This is a genomic window from Leptospira alstonii serovar Sichuan str. 79601, assembly GCF_000347175.1.
GTDB lineage: Bacteria > Spirochaetota > Leptospiria > Leptospirales > Leptospiraceae > Leptospira > Leptospira alstonii.
The window spans coordinates 1-16,877 of sequence record NZ_ANIK01000099.1; the positions used below are offsets into that span (position 1 = coordinate 1).

The following is a 16,877-nucleotide window of genomic DNA, read 5'->3' on the forward strand; positions in this document are numbered from 1 at the left end:
TGCACTTAAAGCTATTAGAGTATACGGAATAGAAGAGTTACTTCGAGTTTGTAGTCATCAAAAGGTTCATCTTAACCCTAAAAAAACTAAGGATTTGGGGAAAGTAGAGACTAAATGACTACGACGATGGATGCGTTTTGGGATAACAATTTTAGGAACTCGAGTTGTTCCAAGTCCGTGTCTTGAAATTCGTCCACGATGATTTTTTGAAGTGTGTTTCTGGTTTGATACGTCCATTCTTCCTCTTTTCTAAGACCGTCCAAAAATATTCTTACTAAATCCTCGAAATCCAAAAAGCCGTTTTTTTCTTTGTAATTTTGATAAGCGAACTGGAGATTTTTCCTAAGTTCGGAAAAATTTTCGCGGATATAAGGGATATTCTCCGCCCAAAAAAGTTCGTAGGGAATCCCTCCGACTTCGTTTTTTTCTTTTTTTAAAAATTCGCGATAGAATCGATTTTTCTCTTCCGGCGGAAGAATTTTCGGCTTTTGTAATATGAATCTGGGATGGCATCGACTGAGCGTAAACAAACAATATGCGTGAAATGTCTGAACTCGTATGGAGTCTTTTTCGGTAGACCTTCGAATCCTATCCGAAATTTCTCCTGCCGCTTTTCTCGAAAATGTTAAGACCAAGACGGATTCTTCCGGAAATAAGTTTTCGACTAAGATTCTTTCGATGATACCCACCATCGTGCTTGTTTTTCCGGAACCCGCGGCGGCGACGACTTGTACGAATCTTGTGTCCTCTTCGATCACCGCTTTTTGGGCCGGGCTGTATTGAACTTTAGTTTTCATTTTTTCTCCTCTTCCGAATACGGTTCCGGGGTTAAATCGCAAAGAGGGAAAAATTCAATTTTTTTAATGTTTTTACCGATTTGTCTCGCATCCCGATCGAAAATCACAATCGAGCGGCCGTATGCGACATTCGAATCGTGGGTTTCAACCAACTCCTAAAAAAATCCCATTGAATTTTTTCAAAATCACAAAGGGAAAAAGGTTGTACTTTTATGAAAAAGATCGAAATATCGGATTGCAGTACGGAAAGAATCTTTTTTCAAAAATTGTAAGAAAGGATAATTATAAAATCCGGTCGATTTACGGTTTTGGGACGGGCTTTAAGTTTGGAAACATGTGGAAAGATAAAATGATGACTCAAGACGCGGCCTACATTCTTCCACGTAAAAGAACCCGATTCCGCGGGACGGTGGGATCGATTTTGCATCATAAAAATCCGGAACAATCCCGAATTCTATTGCAGGACATTTGTCTTTTGATCTCCGGAAAATCGGTGATCCAATCTCAGTTGTTTTATTTGTCTCGAAAGTTTCAGTCGATGGATCTTAACGTGGGAGACGAGGTGGAATTCGACGCGAGGATCAAACCGGATCGAAAGGGTGTTTCTTCCCATTCGATTCGATTGAATTATCCAACGAAAATTTTTCGTTATAATCCGGGAATAGAACGTTTGCTTTTTTAAAGTTTTACACGTTTGACTTTACCCATCCTCGGTAAATCCTATCCTAAATCAATTTACAATCAAACCTCGCTCCTTTCGAGCAGGGAGGCAATTTGGAAACCCTTAAGTTTTTTCTCGATTTCTTTTTAAACCTGGAAACGCATTTGGATACGATCATTCAGACGTATCAAAGCGGGACCTACGTTATTCTATTCTTGATTATTTTTGCCGAAACCGGTTTGATCGTAACGCCCTTTCTTCCGGGTGATTCCCTACTTTTTGCAATCGGAGCGTTTATTGCGAGAGGTTCTCTGGATTTGGGAAGTACGTTGATCCTTTTGATCGTCGCCGCGATTTTAGGAGATACCGTGAACTATTCGGTCGGGAGCTTTACCGGAGAGAAAATATTAGAAAAAGAGAAAATACCGATGATCAAAAAGGAACATTTGCAAAAGGCGCATCGGTTTTACGAGGTTTACGGCGGAAAAACGATCATAATCGCGAGATTTATCCCGATCATACGCACTTTTGCGCCCTTTGTGGCCGGAATAGGAACGATGACTTACGTTAAATTTATTGCATATAATGTGATAGGTGGAATTCTATGGATTTCTATTTTCATTTTCGGCGGGTATTATTTCGGGAATCTGGGTTTTGTAAAAAGAAATTTTAAAATTGTAATATTCGCGATTATTATTATTTCTGTCATGCCGGCGGTGATCGAATATCTCAAGGAAAGAAAAAAGAGTCGGGCTTAAATTTTTCGATCTAAAAAAGCTCGCTCGGGTGTTACAAAAAGATGAACTTAAGAGAAAGTTTTATTTCCAAATTCGCGGCGAGTTTTGTAAAACCCAGATTCGAAATCTGGTTTGCGGCCATTCTCATTCCTGAAAACGACCAGGCTTTTTGGGTCAGATATTCCACTCTCAATCCCAGAAACAATCGGGATCTGTTTCCAATGGGAGCGTTATGGGCATCCCTGTTCGATCGCAAAAATCCGAAAAATCATCGGACCACGGCGCAGGCCTTTCGTTATGAGGACGTATTGATCGGGGAAAATGCGATCGAATTTCCGGAGGCATCCGTGGGACCCGATCATATGCGGGGTAAGATTCAAATTTCGCAATCGGAAGATCTGGCCTGGGATTTGGAATTTATGCATAAACTGGAACCGGTCGGACATCTTCCGCGTTGGCTGGAAAAAACTCCGATTCCCAAAACGAGAAGTATCGTTTCTTCTCCTTTTACGGAAGTCGCCGGTTGGATTCGACTTGCCGACCGCAAATTTACATTCCAAAATGCGAATGGACATTTCAATCATATCTGGGGAACCAATCGAGTTTCCGAGTTGTTCTGGACCTTTGTTCCCAAGTTTGACGACGATCCGGACGATTGGTCCATGGAAATCGTGACGGTTCGCCCTCAGCCGCTTACCCCTACCTTGACTTTCGTCACACTTCTGAAGGGAGGAGTTCAGATTCATCAGCATTCCATTTTTCGTTCTTTGAGAAGTTCTACAAAAGTGGAATATCCGAAACTTCGATTTAAAACGCGTCTCGACGACTATGAGATATCCGTGGAAAGCGAGATGGATAAGGATCAAATCGCGGGTTATATCTACCGCGATCCGGACGGAAGCCCGAGATATATCGAACAAAGCGATATCGGCAGCGTAAAATGCGTTATACGACACCGTGGGAAAGAGATCGTTTTAAATGCGAAACAAGCCGCGGGAGTCGAGTTTCACGGGACTCGTCCTTGGAGAAAGGATCACGAGTATTTGGATCCGTATCAAACTCAATTTTAGAATTTTCTAATTCACTTATAACTTGTTCCAAAATTTGCCGAGGATTCGTAAAGAGTGAAGTCGCCCGAGTTTGATTCCGGAGAAGTTTTTACGGTTCCTTTGCCAACAATTCAATGTTCGACTCGTAACGAGCCCGTTCCCCGGGTAAATCCGATTTTCCGGCGAGTTCGATCCCTAAAATGAGGTGATTGTTTTCGTCTTTTGCGAGCCAACGAATCACACCGTGCACCGTAAACGGAGCCTGCATCTTAAAAAAAATGTCGAATACAAACCCGTCCTGTTTCGGCAGAGTTTCAATCAGATGAGGGTTTTCGATCTTCACTCTGATTCCCGATTTGGAAGCCTCGATAATCGGAAAATGTTCGGTCGTTTTCATCGTGTTGGATTCTTTAATTCTCTCTATCATATCGTTGGCGAGAACTTGAAGTTCCAAGGCGTCCTTTTCCGTGAGGGTCTGTTCTTTGCTCTGTATTGAAAAATAACCCATCGGGATATTTTCTTCCGCGTGATTCAGGTAAACGATCGGGACGATGAGTTCGGAAATAATTTTTTGATCCTTGTAATTTTTAAAACAGGAGGATAGATCGTCGTCCACTTCCTTTTCATAGTTAATTCTTCCCGGCGAGTCGCTCTTATACGAGTTCGGATCTTGGGTGTTTTCAATGAGAAGGTATTTGAACGTCTTTTTAACGATTTCAAATTTGCGATCCAAACCAGGCCTGAACGTATCGATATCGACAATATCTTTCGTTTTTTGTTTGAGACGGTTCTTATAATCTTCGAAATTTACTTTAACCAAGGTCGGAATGTTGAACATATTCGCTTCGATCACGTTTTTGGAAGAAATTACGTTAGTCACATACATAAACCCCGGTTCGACCGGAAACCTTTGGTTTTCCCTATTTTTTCTCGCGATCGCAAGTCCACCCACTTTGGCGGTGAAAAGCGAATTTTCCAATTTTTGAAGAAAAATACATTCCAATTGGATGTATTTGGCGAGAATCATATAAAGAGTAAAAGAGTTTTCCGCCGGAATATCCTCCGCATTCGAAAGTTGAATGAGAATCTTTTCACCTTCTTCTAGGATTCTTTTAATGACCGCTTTTTTGTCAAAAGGATCGATTTTGAAAATGAGTTCTTGTTCTAAGAGATATTTTGTAATAACATGATCTACCTGTTCAACGGACGTGACGGTGTCCATTTCCCTATCGGTTTTCTGTAAATATTCCATCAGTAATGCGTCTTTTAAAATCGATTTGAGATAAATATCTCCTTCAGAAAAATTCAGTAAACGAAAAATTCAAATTATAAAAAGATAAAGTTTATTATAATGTTAAAAAATGCTTGAAATAGTCATAAAATAATTTATTAAATCTAATTGGGATCTTGAAATTTAAACGGACGATTGATTCAAAAATTGATTCTCCATTGCAGAAAGATTTCTAAAGTGTATTAATTTGAAAATCTATGAAACTTCTAAACCATTTGAGTCGTAAATTCTTTACTTTTCTTTGCGCATTTCTGATTTTCTACTGCGCGACCGCGTGGATTCAACTCAACGTTTCGGGTAAAAATTCCTCTCCCGTCGAGGCTGCGAGCGAACCTTCGGAAACTTCGGAATCCGAAACGGAGAAAACAACCGAATTAAAACTGGACGATCTCGTATCGCAAGAAGATAAGTTTGTGTTCGGTTACGATTTAGAAACCGCTCGTTACGGCGATTCAGCCGAATGGATTCTTGTTCAACATTTTTCGGAAATAGAAAACCCGCCTCCAGAAAAACTCCGCTTTTCGATTTAAATAACAATTTCGAAATTTTCGGGCTTTGACCCGAAGGAGCATATTATGAACATCTTACATTCTTTTCCTCGCGTTTCCTGGAACGATTTGAGGCACGATCTTTCCTCCGGTTTAGTCGTCTTTTTAATCGCCCTTCCTCTTTGTATCGGAGTCGCATTTGCATCGGGCGCTCCTGTCGTCTCCGGTTTGATCAGCGGCATAGTGGGGGGAGTCGTAATTTCACTGATCAGTAAATCGCCTTTATCCGTGAGCGGCCCCGCTATGGGACTTACCATAATCGTCCTCGATTCGATTAGAACATTAGGAAGTTTTAACGACTTTCTTTTCGCTCTTTGTTTGGCGGGAGTTTTGCAAATCACATTAGGTTTTTTGAAAGCTGGAATTTTGAGTAATTTTTTTCCGTCTTCGGTGATCAAGGGGATGTTGGCGGCGATCGGGGCGGTTTTGATTCTAAAGCAGATTCCCCACGCGATCGGTTACGATATGGATTACGAAGGGGATATGGTTTTTTTTCAAGTGGACCGGGAGAATACTTTTTCCGAGATTTTGAACGCGTTTTATCGATTTACTCCCGGAGCGATCGTCTTGTCTTCCGTTTCCTTGTTTTTGATTTTGATCTGGGAAAAACTGAAACTCCATAAGAAATTTATAATTCACGGATCTTTGGTTGCGATTCTGATCAGCGTTTTGTTAAACGAAGTCTTTCGATTTTTCGAATTAGGCATTGCGATCGGCCCGGAACATTTGATTCAGCCGATTCAATTAAACGGGGTTATGGATCTTTTTCAGGGCGATAATTTCCCGAATTTTTCCCAATGGAAAAATCAGGCGATTTATCTCGCAGCGATAAAGATTTGTCTGGTCATGAGTCTTGAAACCCTGTTGAACTTGGATGCGATCGAAAAGTCGGATCCGCAAAGGAGGATCGTTTCCAAAAACCGCGAGTTGGTCGCTCAAGGAACCGGAAATTTAATTTCCGCCATTCTGGGAGGATTGCCGATTACGTCCGTGATCATTCGAAGTTCCGCGAATTTGCAGGCCGGAGCGAAAACTAGATTCTCCGCGTTCTTTCACGGTTTGTTTATTTTTTTGTCTCTGATTTTGATCCCGAGTTGGATCGCAAAAATTCCTTTGGCCTCTTTGGCGGCGGTTCTTTTGGTCGTCGGTTACAAACTTACCGATTATCGGATCCTTAGAACCCAGTATCGAAAGGGAATGGATCAGTTTATTCCCTTTATCGCGACTTTGCTTGGAATCGTTTTTTCGGACGTTCTGATCGGGATCGGGATCGGTTGTTTATTTTCCGTCTTTTTTATCGTAAGAAGGAACATTCTTAACCCTTACGAATTCAACAAAAAAGAAATGGCTTACGGAGTCGAAGTGAAGATCGACCTTTCCGAAGACGTGTCGTTTTTGAATAAATCGAGTATGTTGTACAAACTCGACAGAGTGCCGGATAACGCACATCTGATCATCGACGGCACCAAGTCCAAATACATCGATCCCGACGTTTTGGAAATCATCGAGGACTTCAAGATCGTAGCCGAATCCCGCAACATCAAATTGGAAATCATCGACGTGGCTTCTCCCTATGAAAAAATCAAGAACAAACCTCTGGACTTGATCGCTCAGCAGGGTTATCAAAAACTTTTTGAAAACAATCGGATTTGGGTGGAAGAAAAACTTTTAAAAGATCCGGATTACTTTAAGAATCTTGCATTGGGTCAAACGCCCGAATATCTTCTCATATCGTGTTCCGATAGCAGGATTTCGGTCAATGAAATGACGGGGACGAGCGCGGGAGAACTTTTCGTACATAGAAACATCGCAAACCTAGTGATCGATACGGACATGAATCTGATGTCCGTTCTTCAATACTCCGTCGAGGTTCTGAAAGTAAGGCATATCGTCGTCTGCGGTCATTACGGCTGCGGCGGAGTTAAGGCCGCGATCGACGGAAAATATCACGGTTTGATCGACGCATGGTTGCGACATATCAAACAAGTATATAGAATGAATCGAAAGGAACTCTCGAGGATTTTAGACGAGGATGAAAAACACCAGAGGCTCGTGGAACTGAACGTAAGAGAACAAGTCTACAATCTTTGTATGACTACGATCGTTCAGAATTCCTGGAACCGGGGAAACGATCTTCAACTCCACGGCTGGGTGTACGATTTAAAACAAGGTAAGATTTTGGATCTCAATATCGACGTTCACAAGGACTTTCACGATTACGATCTCTTTCGTTATCAATTTGAAACGCGTTGAGTTTTCATTCTAAAAAGATAGGTATGTCAAAGTAGAATTGAGTTGTTGAAAAATTAATTTCCATCCGTTTTTGTTTCACAGAAATGGGCGGTTGAAGCGGTTTTGTTAATCTGTAATATGGGATTTTTCAACAATTCTACTCATTTCTATATAATAAGTATCTAATATTTTGCGTTGAAGCGGTCTTTTGCGATAAAAATTAACGGTACTTAATTTTATAGAAATCAGTAATACGATCCGTTTTTTTGATTTCAGAATGGAAAGGGATTGTAAATCCATTTCTTGTTGTTTATCAGTATATTCAATTTTTGGAATTAGAAATCGGATTTCCTTCTTTTTCGGAAGATTTTAATACGCGCCAGCGATCAGAGCGACGCGGAACGCGGTCCCGCAGGGACCGAAGCGAAAGCGTAGTCGCGCCGGAGCGCGGTACTGCGCCTTTTACTTTGGATTGCCGTCGGGTTTGATCACGGTGGATCGAACTGGAAAACCTAAAGTTTAATTTCTTTCGGAAAGTCGCGACGGTTGTTCGATGTGTTTTGCGCAGTAGGCGCCCTTATTTTACGTTGACAAGTTCGGATACGCATTGAGTTGATAGAGTATGAGCTCCGCGATTTTTAAAACATGGATCGGATGTACATTGTTAGCCGTTCTTATGTTGGCTTTGGATTGTGGACCGATCTGCGGATTCGATTCTAAGATTGAAAAAACGACAGAGTCTTCCGCTTCTTGTCATCAAGATTCGAACTCGGACGAGGCTTCCGGTTGCGAGTGGGATTCGGGTTCGATCGTTCTTTCGGAAACGGATTCCAACCTTTTTAAACTTCTAAGGTTTTTTATACCGTCGCGTCTTTACGCTGCAAATCCGTTCTTTTCATTCTTTCCTTTCTCAACACGGATGGAATTCGTTTTCGATTTTGTCGAAACCGGTTCGAACTATATTCAAACTTTCGCATCCGTTCGTCTTTTGATTTAATCTTTAACTTCCACAATCCTTATTCTTTCGGTTTTGAAATCGGATGGAACCGATATACGTTCTTCCGTTTCAAGAGTTCGAAGTAAACGTTTTTTACGGCTTGTTCCGTTCTAAAGCGTAAATTTTTCTCCCCAATCCAAGAGACTCGAATGTGAGGTAAATTATGCAAATGAAACGGAGTCAAACTCCCGAAACTCACAAAAGTATATTCTGTTTTTTTAAACTAGTGTCGCGCTCGATAAAAAATATTTTTTACGGAACCCGGATCGACTTCGTTTCGATAAGTTTTGTAATTTTTACCGTTATTTTAGTCGTTCCGATTCGATCCGAAACTAGTTCCGAGTTGGACGTTCGAACCATTCTGGATTTGGCGGAAAAAAATTCTCCCTTGCTCCTTTCCTTAAATGCGGATTTGGAATCCCTTTTTTACCAGCGTAAACAACAGGGAAAAACTCAGAATCCTTCTTTGACCTTGGATTACGGTCAAAGAAGCGCGGCCAACCAGAGCGGAGCCGAGTATGCGCTTCAGTTCGAGCAGCCCGTGTATTTTCCGGGTCGAAAGGAACTGCGTCAACTTTTAGTGGATAACGATTCGAAGATTAAGGGAATTCAACTCGCGGAAGCGAGCAATTCAATTCGGTTTAACGCGCTTAAGTTCGCCTATCGTTATCTGGTTTCCGCGGGCAAAAAAAATCACGTCAAGGAACGTCTCAGAAGATTATCGATTTTGGAAAGTTATATCCGCGCGAGACCTTTTATCACTCCTCAGGCAAAGACGGATCTGTTCATCATTCAAAGAAAAATCCTGGCTCTTCGAAAACATTTCAACGATCTCGAATTGGACGCGAATAAACAATACGAGTTTATGAATTTATATCTCATGCTCGAATCGGTTCCTTCGTTGGCGATTCCTTTTTTTTCGGAAGGAGTGGCGTTCGATTTTAACGAACTTCAGACCAAAGCGGTTTCGCAAAATCTGACTCTTATGGCCGCCAAAGAGGAAATTCAAAAGGCGAGAACGGAACTCAACCTTGCGAATTTGGAAAAGTATCCGGATTATTCCATCGTCAGTCAGGTGGGAGAGGACCGATCGGGGGTCGCCAACCGATTTTACGACTTCGGTCTTAAGTTCAGGATTCCCGTATGGGATCAGTTTCAAAATAAGATTTCAGCGGCCGAGGTCAATATAAAGTCCAAGCAGGAAATTTTTCATCATCAGGAAAATCTCGTCAAAACCGCTTTTAAACAGGCTTTTCTGGATTACGAACAGTCGAAGATCAATCTCAAACTTTTTAATCTTTCAAAGTTAGACGAAATCGAAAGAGATCTGATTTATGCGGACGCGGAATTTAAAAAGGGAAGAATTTTGATGATGAGTTATCTGGAATTGGAAAACCAACTGCACGAAACACATCACGCGATTTTGGACGCGCAAATCGTTCACCTCGAAGCGCTGCTCAATCTGCTGCACATGACCAACGAAAAAGAAATTATAGGAACGTTTAAACATGCTGTCCAGACTTTTGAATATCAGCTTAAATAATCCGATCCTTTCGACGGGAATCGTATTTTTCTTATTCATCTATTCCTTTTTTACTTTGAAAGAAGTTCCGATCGACGCGGTTCCCGACATCACCAACACGCAGGTGATCGTAATCGTCAAGACGGGTTCTTTGGATCCGGAACAGGTCGAAAAGGTGGTTACGTTTCCGCTTGAAACGGAACTCATGGGAATGCCGAATCTGATCGACGTTCGTTCCGTATCTAAATTCGGACTTTCTAATATATCTTTGATCTTCAAAGAGGGTACGGATATCTATCAGGCCCGAGGTATGGTTTTGGAAAGAATCGCAAGCGCAAAGGAAAAACTTCCGAAGGGAATCGCTCCCACGATCGTTCCGAATACGACGGGACTCGGAGAAATTTTCTTTTATACGGTGGAGGCAAAACCGGGAAGCAAACTCGCTTCTCTTCCGGAAAAGGAACGTTTGCTTTATTTGAGAACGGTACAGGATTATACGGTTCGCCCTCAGTTAAAGGCTCTTGTGCCGGGAATCGTGGAAGTCGATTCCAACGGAGGATATGAAAAAGAAATTCATATCGATCTGAATCCTATCAAGATGAGAACTTTGGGAATCACAATCGATCAGTTGATCGGAGAATTGTCCACGATCGGAGAAAGTTTCGGCGGAGGTTTCATCGAAAACGACGGAAAACTCGCCATCGTTCGAGCCTATGGAATCAAAAAAAATCTGAACTCTTTGTCCGAAGTTACGGTTCGCCGCACGTTTACCGGTTTTCCGATCCGGGTTTCCGATATAGCGCAGGTAAAGGAGCACGGCAAACAACGATTAGGCGGAGCGAGTTCCGAAGGAAAGGAAATCGTTTTAGGAACCGCGATGATGTTGCGGGGAGAAAACAGTTATCAAGTGAACGCGGATCTGAATCGGGCCGTGTCCGGTTTAAATCTTCCGGAAGACGTGCAGGTCAAAGTCCTTCTGGAAAGATCTTTCCTGATCCATTCTACGATTCGGACCGTAATTAAAAATCTTTCCGAAGGTGCGATTCTCGTAGTCCTAACCTTATTTTTTATCCTTTTTAACATAAGGGCTTCGATCATCGTTGCGGCGATCATTCCCGGTTCGATGCTTTTGACCGCGATCTTTATGAAGGTTTTCGGAATTTCCGCAAACCTGATGAGTTTGGGCGCGATCGATTTCGGACTTCTTGTGGACGCCTCCATCGTGATTACCGAAAACGTATTGACTCGATTTGAAAAAGATCGAATTACCGATCGAAAAGAGAAAATCCGGACGATCTTAAACGCGTCCCTGGAAGTTTTAAAACCGGTGTCTTTCGGAGTTGTCGTTATCATGCTCGTGTATGTTCCGATTTTAACGTTAGACGGAATACCGGGGAAAATGTTTCGTCCGATGGCTGAGACCGTCCTGCTCGCATTGGGTTTTAGCCTGATTTTGGCCGTGTTTTTTCTTCCTCCTTTGTTGTACTTTTTTATCGTACCTGCTAAACATACCGCAAACCGAGAGATTAAAAAGAGCGGGATCGTAACGTTGTATGAAACGTATCTTCCGGTTCTATTAAACAATCCTAAACCGATCGTAATAGGTTCGCTCGCGTTTTTTATACTTACTTTGTTCGTATATTTTAGAATGGGAACGGTCTTTCTTCCTAAGTTGATGGAGGGAGATCTGATGCTCGTAATCGTAAGACAAGGGGACATCAGCGTGGAAAAAAGTCTCGAGGAACAGAAGGAAGTGGAGAAACTTCTGATGGAAATGCGGGAGGTTCGGAGCGTGTTTTCGAGAATCGGAACGAGTTCCGTCGCGAACGATCCGATGGGAACCTTCAACGCGGATACGTTTATCATTCTTAAAAAGGAATCTTTGGACGATCTGTTGAAGGAAAAAAATTGGGAGGATTTTTTAAACCGAATTCATAAAAAAGTTCAGGACCGTTTTCCGGAATCCGAGCTGACTCTCAGTCAACCGTTGGAAGCAAGGTTCAACGAACTTCTCGAAGGAAGTAGGGCGGATATCAGCGTAAGAATTTTAGGAAAGGATCTGAATATTCTTTTGGATCTGCAAAATTCCTTGAAAGAAACCCTACATAAGATTCCGGGAGCGGCGGAAGTGGAGCTGGACCCGATCATGGCCCTTCGAAAATCCACGGTGATCGACATCGTTCCCGATCCGACTCAATTAAAATATTATAATATATCTCTTCCTTCGTTTAACAACGCAGTCGAGGCTTCGATGAGCGGATTCGAACTGGGGGGATACTACGAGGAAGAAGTTCGATTTCCGATTAAAATCCGGCTCTCCGAAGAATTTAGAAACCGGGAATCCGAAATATCGAATATAGGCGTGGGAACGCAGGACGGAGGAATGATTCCGATCAGACTTCTCGCTTCGATCCAAAAAGAAGAAAAGATCATGACCATTTCCAGAAATAAATCCAGAAGGTTCGTTGCGGTTTCGGTCAATCTGCGGGGAAGGGATCTGGAAGGATTTTATTCCGAAGCGAAGGAAAAAATTTCGGAGATAAATATACCTCGGGGATATTCCGTGTTTTGGGGCGGGCAGATTGAAAATCTTTCGAAGGCGAAAGAGAAATTATCCGTCATTCTTCCGTCCACGTTTTTGATGATCTTTACGGTTTTGTACCTGGGTTTGGGATCGGTGCGTCAGGCGTTACTCGTATTCTTTTGCGTTCCGTTTGCATTGACCGGAGGGATTTGGTTTTTATTTTTAAGGGGAATGGATTTGAGCGTTTCCGCTTTTGTCGGATGTATCGCGTTATCCGGAATCGCGGTGTTAAACGGACTCGTTAAGTTGGATACGATCCACAGGATTCGGGAGGAAAAGAACATTTCGTTAAAGGAGGCGGTTCTGAAAGGAGCTACGAGCAGAATCCGTCCCGTGATTATGACGGCCCTTGTGGCGTCCTTCGGATTTATGCCGATGGCGTTCGGCTCCGGACTCGGATCGGAAGTGCAAAAACCGCTGGCTACGGTGGTGATCGGGGGAATCGTATCTTCTACGTTACTTACTTTGGTGATCCTTCCCGTTTTTTATTATTGGTTGGAAAAAACTTCAGAAAATTAAAATATTATAATTTTACAATAAAGCGCCCATGCTGGAAGGACTTTAGGAACTTCCCGAAACCGGAAACGATTTCGGGAAGTTTTAAAACCGATTACTGGTTGGTCTTAGCGTTGTTCGCCATTTTCAAAAAGTAAGCGTTGGTGTCATACCAGAGTTGTCCCAGATAAAGCGCGTTAGTCGCTTCCAAGTGATCGATTCCGGTGGTAAGAATAGGAGTGGAAGGACCTCCTTTCCATGTTCCCCATCTCTGGGAAGAATCGGGAACCACTCCGTCGTTTGCGATACTCATTCCGTAAAAAGGAGCGCCGATCGCGCAGATTGGATGCAAGATTCCCATTGCGGGATGTTGAATCAAATCCGGAAAGCTGATCGTAGATCCGTAAGAAAAATATTTAACTCCGGCAACGTTCGGAGCCGCCGCGTTTAACGCTTTGAGGCCGTCGGTCGTAAGGAGTTTTAAGGCTGCGGTCGCGTTCTGACTGGAATCTCCATATACAAAACCGATTACCGCGTTGAGAACCGTTGAAACGTACGGCAAGGCCCAACTCGGAATTACTGCCGCGACGATATTGGCGACCGGACTTCCTTGGTGAGGAGTGTTTAACGTAGTCAAGGTGGCAACCTTGCCGCTCATAGAAAGATTGGAAACCATATAACGCGCGTCCAGTCCACCCTGCGAGTGTCCTATGATATGAACCTTGCCGGTGTAATTGTTCGCAGCCATAGCCGCGAGAATTGCGGTCTTTAACTGAGAGGCTCTACTTGCGCTTGAATTCAAAGCCGTGACGGAAGGAGTCAATACATACGCGCCTTGATTCCGAAGATATGCGGCGTTACCACCCCAATAATCGACAACCGTAGAATTGTTTCCCCAACCGAACAAGCCGTGAGCCAGTATGATCGGATAACTGCCGGACAAAGGTTTGCTGGAAGAGCCTCCCCCGGACGCATATGTAACGTTCGTTATCAGAAACGCTAATATTAACAAAATTCTTAAATTCACTTTTTTCATTTTATTCACCTTATCAATTTTCAATTAGAAACGCGGTGGAATTTAACTTATAGGGAGAAATCAATCAAGTAAAAAATCGAAAACAAAATGAATTAGTAAAGAAATTATGAATGAGTTTGAAACGTTTAGGGGATAGGTTTTAGTATCCTATTTTCTTATACGGATAAAAATGGAATCATTCCATTTACAAAGTCATAGGAGATACGATCAGAAATATTAGAATTTTATCGAATACTGTTGCATTGAACTCATATATAACGTTACCCGCAAGTAGAGAAGGATTTTGGAAGAGGAAGGATCAAAACGCACGTTTCAAGTGGATAGTTGTTAGGGATTAGTGGACAGGATTTTACACAATAAAATGCAAGTGTTCCGACAAGAATGAGGCTTTTTACTTGCAAAAAGTATGATTTTATGATAGAGAAAAGCCTCCCGAGCCTTCCCGCCTTCTATTTCACGACCTGAAACGCGATCTATCGAACGACCCGTGGAAACTCAGTGAATGCCTTCCTATGGGGCGGCATTCAGGGAGTGAGATTGAGTTCAGAGAGCGTTAATTGAAAGCTCTGCGTTGATGCAATTCGGGGAATAAACTCAATTTCGCTCTCTATGGATCGTAACATATAATCGCTTTCGCTTTGAGTTATGCCGCATTGCAGTTGGGATATTTTAGAAAAATAGTATATTCAAATTAACTGTTTTTCAAAGCGCCCTCGATCCATTCTTTGTAAGAATGGAGATTGCTGATTTTGGAAATATATTCGGTGGCTTCCGGCCCTAGTTCGATTCCGTAGGTGATAAACCTTCCCACAACGGGCGCATAAAACGCGTCCGCGATCGTAAATTCTTCTCCGAAAAGAAAAGGTCCTTTGTAAGAGTGTAGACATTCTTTCCAGATGGATTCGATTCTTTGAATATCTTTCCAAACCTCTTCGGGAAAAGATTTGCCGTGGAGTTTTTCGACTATTTTCATCGGTAAATTTTTTCTAAGATCGGTAAAACCGGAGTGCATCTCCGCGACAATCGATCGAGCTAAGGCCCGTAAGGTTTTGTCTTTCGGCCAAAGATTTTTTTCAGGAAAGGTTTCGGCCAAGTATTCTACGATGCTGTATGTGTCCCAGATTTTGACTTCACCGTCCGCGAGAACCGGCACCTTACCCGCATTCGAATAAAGTTTTATCTTTTCTTGAAATTCGGGAGTATTCAGGGTCAGCGAAATTTCGGTAAAAGGAATATTCTTTTCTTTTAATAGAATCCAAGGTCGCATGGACCAGGAGGATAATTTTTTGTCGCCTATAACAAGTTGAAGATCTGTCATGCGGCCAAATTTATCGGTGGAACCGAAGCTGTCACTCCATCTATCGAGTGGATTTAAGGCAATCGGCAAGGTCAATCTGACCCCTATTCACTGTCCCCTGATTCCTAATAACTATCCACTGAACCCTAATACGCTGACATCTAAAATTTATCCGAGAGAAAAAGACGAACCTGAGTTTCGAGAGTCGTAGAAAAATCGATCGGATAAATTTCGTAATCCACTTTGAATGCTCTTCGATTTTTTATTTCCGAATCGGACCAAACTTGTTGCCAGAGTTGAATTACGATCTCCGGACTTTTCCCTTTGGAGGAAATCAACTCCATATACTTTCCTTCCGGAAGTTGAACATTTTCAAAAGAACTTATTTCATCGGAAGCGACTCCGATGAAATAAGAATATTCTCCATTTTCATCGTTTTCATAATCCTTGTAAACCGCGTAGATGGAATCTCCCTTGTCGTTTAGTTTCGGAAAAACTTCTTGGAAAAATCTTTCCCAGAGTTTTGGAATTTTTCCGTTCGCTCCCATTTCGTTCTCATTTTTTGTACGGGTTCCGATTCCGATCAGATTCTTTTTCGACATTAAACTTTGTTTCATAAATATTTCTTGGTTCCTTTAACATTGTATAAGAAGAATTCAGATTCTTTTTATAAAAAGATATGAATTGGGAGAATGTAAATGCTCAAATTCGATCGTCCATTACTAAAGGAATATCATTTTCCGATTTTTATCCGTATTTCTGAGCGTTTTCTAGGGGCACTTAGTTGACGGATCAAACTAAATACTTAGGTGTGTTTATAGCGGTTTAATATACACAAGAATCGCTTATTCCTTAAGAGATGGAGGAGATCTATGTCTATCATGAAAGTAAAAATTGAGGAGGTGAGAGAAATATGAATCTTTCTTCGATTTTAATTTCTTATTTTTATCAATATCCTCACGCGATGTTTATCACGAATCGATGTGGTATGATCGAATATATCAATCCCGTTTTTGAAACCATTTCCGGTTATAACCGAAACGAATTGATTGGGAAAAATCCTAGATTATTTCAAGCCGGTGTTCACGATTCCGATTTTTACGAAGAATTGTGGAAGACCATTCTTTCCGGAAAGGAATACGAAGGGAATTTTTTAAATCGAAACGGATCGGGGGAGACGATTTCTTGGAAGGAAAGAATCACACCTCTTCGGGATGAGGCGGGGAATATTTCAAATTTCTTATGTAAAGTCGATCTTCCTTCGGATGAGGAGATCGTAACGGCCGTATCCGAAGAGAATTTGGTTTCGGCGGAGGAGGTTCAAAACGGAAAAGTCAGAGAATCTCTTTTACCGCAACTTCAAAAGGAATACGGCCTAACGTGCCAGGAAGCTAAAATCTGCGAACGTTTAGTCGCGGGTCAAACGAGAGCCTGTTTGATTCAACAACTCGGAGTACATTCAGGAACTCTAAAGAATCATCTTAAGGCGATTTACAGAAAAACAATCGAAAAAGATTTGGCCCAGCCGGGTCAGGGAAGAGATAAACTGCAAAGACCTCACGATGTTTTTGATTCGTCTCTGCTAATACCGAATTTAAGAACGCTAAGAATCGGAGTCGAACCGTAGACTC

12 protein-coding genes and 2 pseudogenes are annotated in these 16,877 nt (G+C 42.1%); 9 read left to right on the top strand and 5 right to left on the bottom strand.

What is annotated here, in order from left to right:
• Window positions 1–116: 116 nt before the first annotated feature.
• Window positions 117–797 (bottom strand): annotated as a pseudogene (locus LEP1GSC194_RS17460) (UvrD-helicase domain-containing protein); the annotation flags it as partial.
• A gap of 349 nt (window positions 798–1,146) precedes the next feature.
• Between LEP1GSC194_RS17460 and LEP1GSC194_RS17465 the strand changes: the two are divergent.
• From LEP1GSC194_RS17465 to LEP1GSC194_RS17475, 3 genes are all read left to right on the top strand, one after another.
• Window positions 1,147–1,479 carry a hypothetical protein gene (locus tag LEP1GSC194_RS17465; RefSeq protein ID WP_036043630.1) on the top strand — a complete coding sequence of 111 codons (333 nt, stop codon included), beginning with the start codon at window positions 1,147–1,149 and terminating at the stop codon, window positions 1,477–1,479.
• Window positions 1,480–1,571: 92 nt separating this feature from the next.
• Entirely contained in the window at window positions 1,572–2,216 is a 645-nt protein-coding gene (locus tag LEP1GSC194_RS17470) for a DedA family protein (RefSeq protein ID WP_020774835.1), read from the top strand.
• A gap of 41 nt (window positions 2,217–2,257) precedes the next feature.
• Window positions 2,258–3,265, top strand: coding sequence for a hypothetical protein (locus LEP1GSC194_RS17475; protein WP_036043610.1), 1,008 nt, complete (start codon window positions 2,258–2,260; stop codon window positions 3,263–3,265).
• Between the two features lie 88 nt (window positions 3,266–3,353).
• Here LEP1GSC194_RS17475 and LEP1GSC194_RS17480 read toward each other — a convergent pair whose 3' ends face one another.
• Window positions 3,354–4,496, bottom strand: coding sequence for a DUF1577 domain-containing protein (locus LEP1GSC194_RS17480; protein ID WP_020774834.1), 1,143 nt, complete (start codon window positions 4,494–4,496; stop codon window positions 3,354–3,356).
• 236 nt (window positions 4,497–4,732) lie between these two features.
• Here LEP1GSC194_RS17480 and LEP1GSC194_RS17485 point away from each other — a divergent pair, with 236 nt between their 5' ends.
• The 5 genes from LEP1GSC194_RS17485 (at window position 4,733) to LEP1GSC194_RS17505 (ending at window position 12,937) form a co-directional block, all read left to right on the top strand.
• Entirely contained in the window at window positions 4,733–5,065 is a 333-nt protein-coding gene (locus tag LEP1GSC194_RS17485; protein ID WP_017808794.1) for a hypothetical protein, read from the top strand.
• A 45-nt stretch (window positions 5,066–5,110) separates the two neighbouring features.
• Entirely contained in the window at window positions 5,111–7,336 is a 2,226-nt protein-coding gene (locus tag LEP1GSC194_RS17490) for a SulP family inorganic anion transporter (RefSeq protein WP_020774828.1), read from the top strand.
• A gap of 601 nt (window positions 7,337–7,937) precedes the next feature.
• Window positions 7,938–8,312, top strand: coding sequence for a hypothetical protein (locus LEP1GSC194_RS17495; RefSeq protein ID WP_017808792.1), 375 nt, complete (start codon window positions 7,938–7,940; stop codon window positions 8,310–8,312).
• 163 nt (window positions 8,313–8,475) lie between these two features.
• A complete protein-coding gene (locus tag LEP1GSC194_RS17500; RefSeq protein ID WP_020774858.1) occupies window positions 8,476–9,855 on the top strand; it encodes a TolC family protein in 1,380 nt (459 codons plus the stop codon).
• Window positions 9,821–12,937, top strand: coding sequence for an efflux RND transporter permease subunit (locus tag LEP1GSC194_RS17505; RefSeq protein ID WP_020774833.1), 3,117 nt, complete (start codon window positions 9,821–9,823; stop codon window positions 12,935–12,937). Before LEP1GSC194_RS17500 ends, LEP1GSC194_RS17505 begins: the two co-directional genes overlap by 35 nt.
• A gap of 91 nt (window positions 12,938–13,028) precedes the next feature.
• Here LEP1GSC194_RS17505 and LEP1GSC194_RS17510 read toward each other — a convergent pair whose 3' ends face one another.
• The 3 genes from LEP1GSC194_RS17510 to LEP1GSC194_RS17520 form a co-directional block, all read right to left on the bottom strand.
• A complete protein-coding gene (locus tag LEP1GSC194_RS17510) occupies window positions 13,029–13,949 on the bottom strand; it encodes a lipase family alpha/beta hydrolase (RefSeq protein WP_020774837.1) in 921 nt (306 codons plus the stop codon).
• Between the two features lie 691 nt (window positions 13,950–14,640).
• Window positions 14,641–15,267, bottom strand: coding sequence for a glutathione S-transferase family protein (locus LEP1GSC194_RS17515; protein WP_020774841.1), 627 nt, complete (start codon window positions 15,265–15,267; stop codon window positions 14,641–14,643).
• Between the two features lie 140 nt (window positions 15,268–15,407).
• On the bottom strand, window positions 15,408–15,863 hold the full coding sequence (locus LEP1GSC194_RS17520) for a GyrI-like domain-containing protein (RefSeq protein WP_017809024.1): 456 nt from the start codon (window positions 15,861–15,863) through the stop codon (window positions 15,408–15,410).
• Window positions 15,864–16,159: 296 nt separating this feature from the next.
• Between LEP1GSC194_RS17520 and LEP1GSC194_RS17525 the strand changes: the two are divergent.
• A pseudogene (locus LEP1GSC194_RS17525) lies at window positions 16,160–16,832 on the top strand (PAS domain-containing protein).
• Window positions 16,833–16,877 lie beyond the last annotated feature (45 nt).

Excerpts from the sequence above, each read along its gene's own strand:
- LEP1GSC194_RS17465 (WP_036043630.1), top strand. The coding sequence starts at position 1,147 with ATGATGACTCAAGACGCGGCCTACATTCTTCCACGTAAAAGAACCCGA.
- LEP1GSC194_RS17475 (WP_036043610.1), top strand. The coding sequence starts at position 2,258 with ATGAACTTAAGAGAAAGTTTTATTTCCAAATTCGCGGCGAGTTTTGTA.
- LEP1GSC194_RS17480 (WP_020774834.1), bottom strand. The coding sequence starts at position 4,496 with ATGGAATATTTACAGAAAACCGATAGGGAAATGGACACCGTCACGTCC.
- LEP1GSC194_RS17485 (WP_017808794.1), top strand. The coding sequence starts at position 4,733 with ATGAAACTTCTAAACCATTTGAGTCGTAAATTCTTTACTTTTCTTTGC.
- LEP1GSC194_RS17490 (WP_020774828.1), top strand. The coding sequence starts at position 5,111 with ATGAACATCTTACATTCTTTTCCTCGCGTTTCCTGGAACGATTTGAGG.
- LEP1GSC194_RS17495 (WP_017808792.1), top strand. The coding sequence starts at position 7,938 with ATGAGCTCCGCGATTTTTAAAACATGGATCGGATGTACATTGTTAGCC.
- LEP1GSC194_RS17500 (WP_020774858.1), top strand. The coding sequence starts at position 8,476 with ATGCAAATGAAACGGAGTCAAACTCCCGAAACTCACAAAAGTATATTC.
- LEP1GSC194_RS17505 (WP_020774833.1), top strand. The coding sequence starts at position 9,821 with ATGCTGTCCAGACTTTTGAATATCAGCTTAAATAATCCGATCCTTTCG.
- LEP1GSC194_RS17510 (WP_020774837.1), bottom strand. The coding sequence starts at position 13,949 with ATGAAAAAAGTGAATTTAAGAATTTTGTTAATATTAGCGTTTCTGATA.
- LEP1GSC194_RS17515 (WP_020774841.1), bottom strand. The coding sequence starts at position 15,267 with ATGACAGATCTTCAACTTGTTATAGGCGACAAAAAATTATCCTCCTGG.
- LEP1GSC194_RS17520 (WP_017809024.1), bottom strand. The coding sequence starts at position 15,863 with ATGAAACAAAGTTTAATGTCGAAAAAGAATCTGATCGGAATCGGAACC.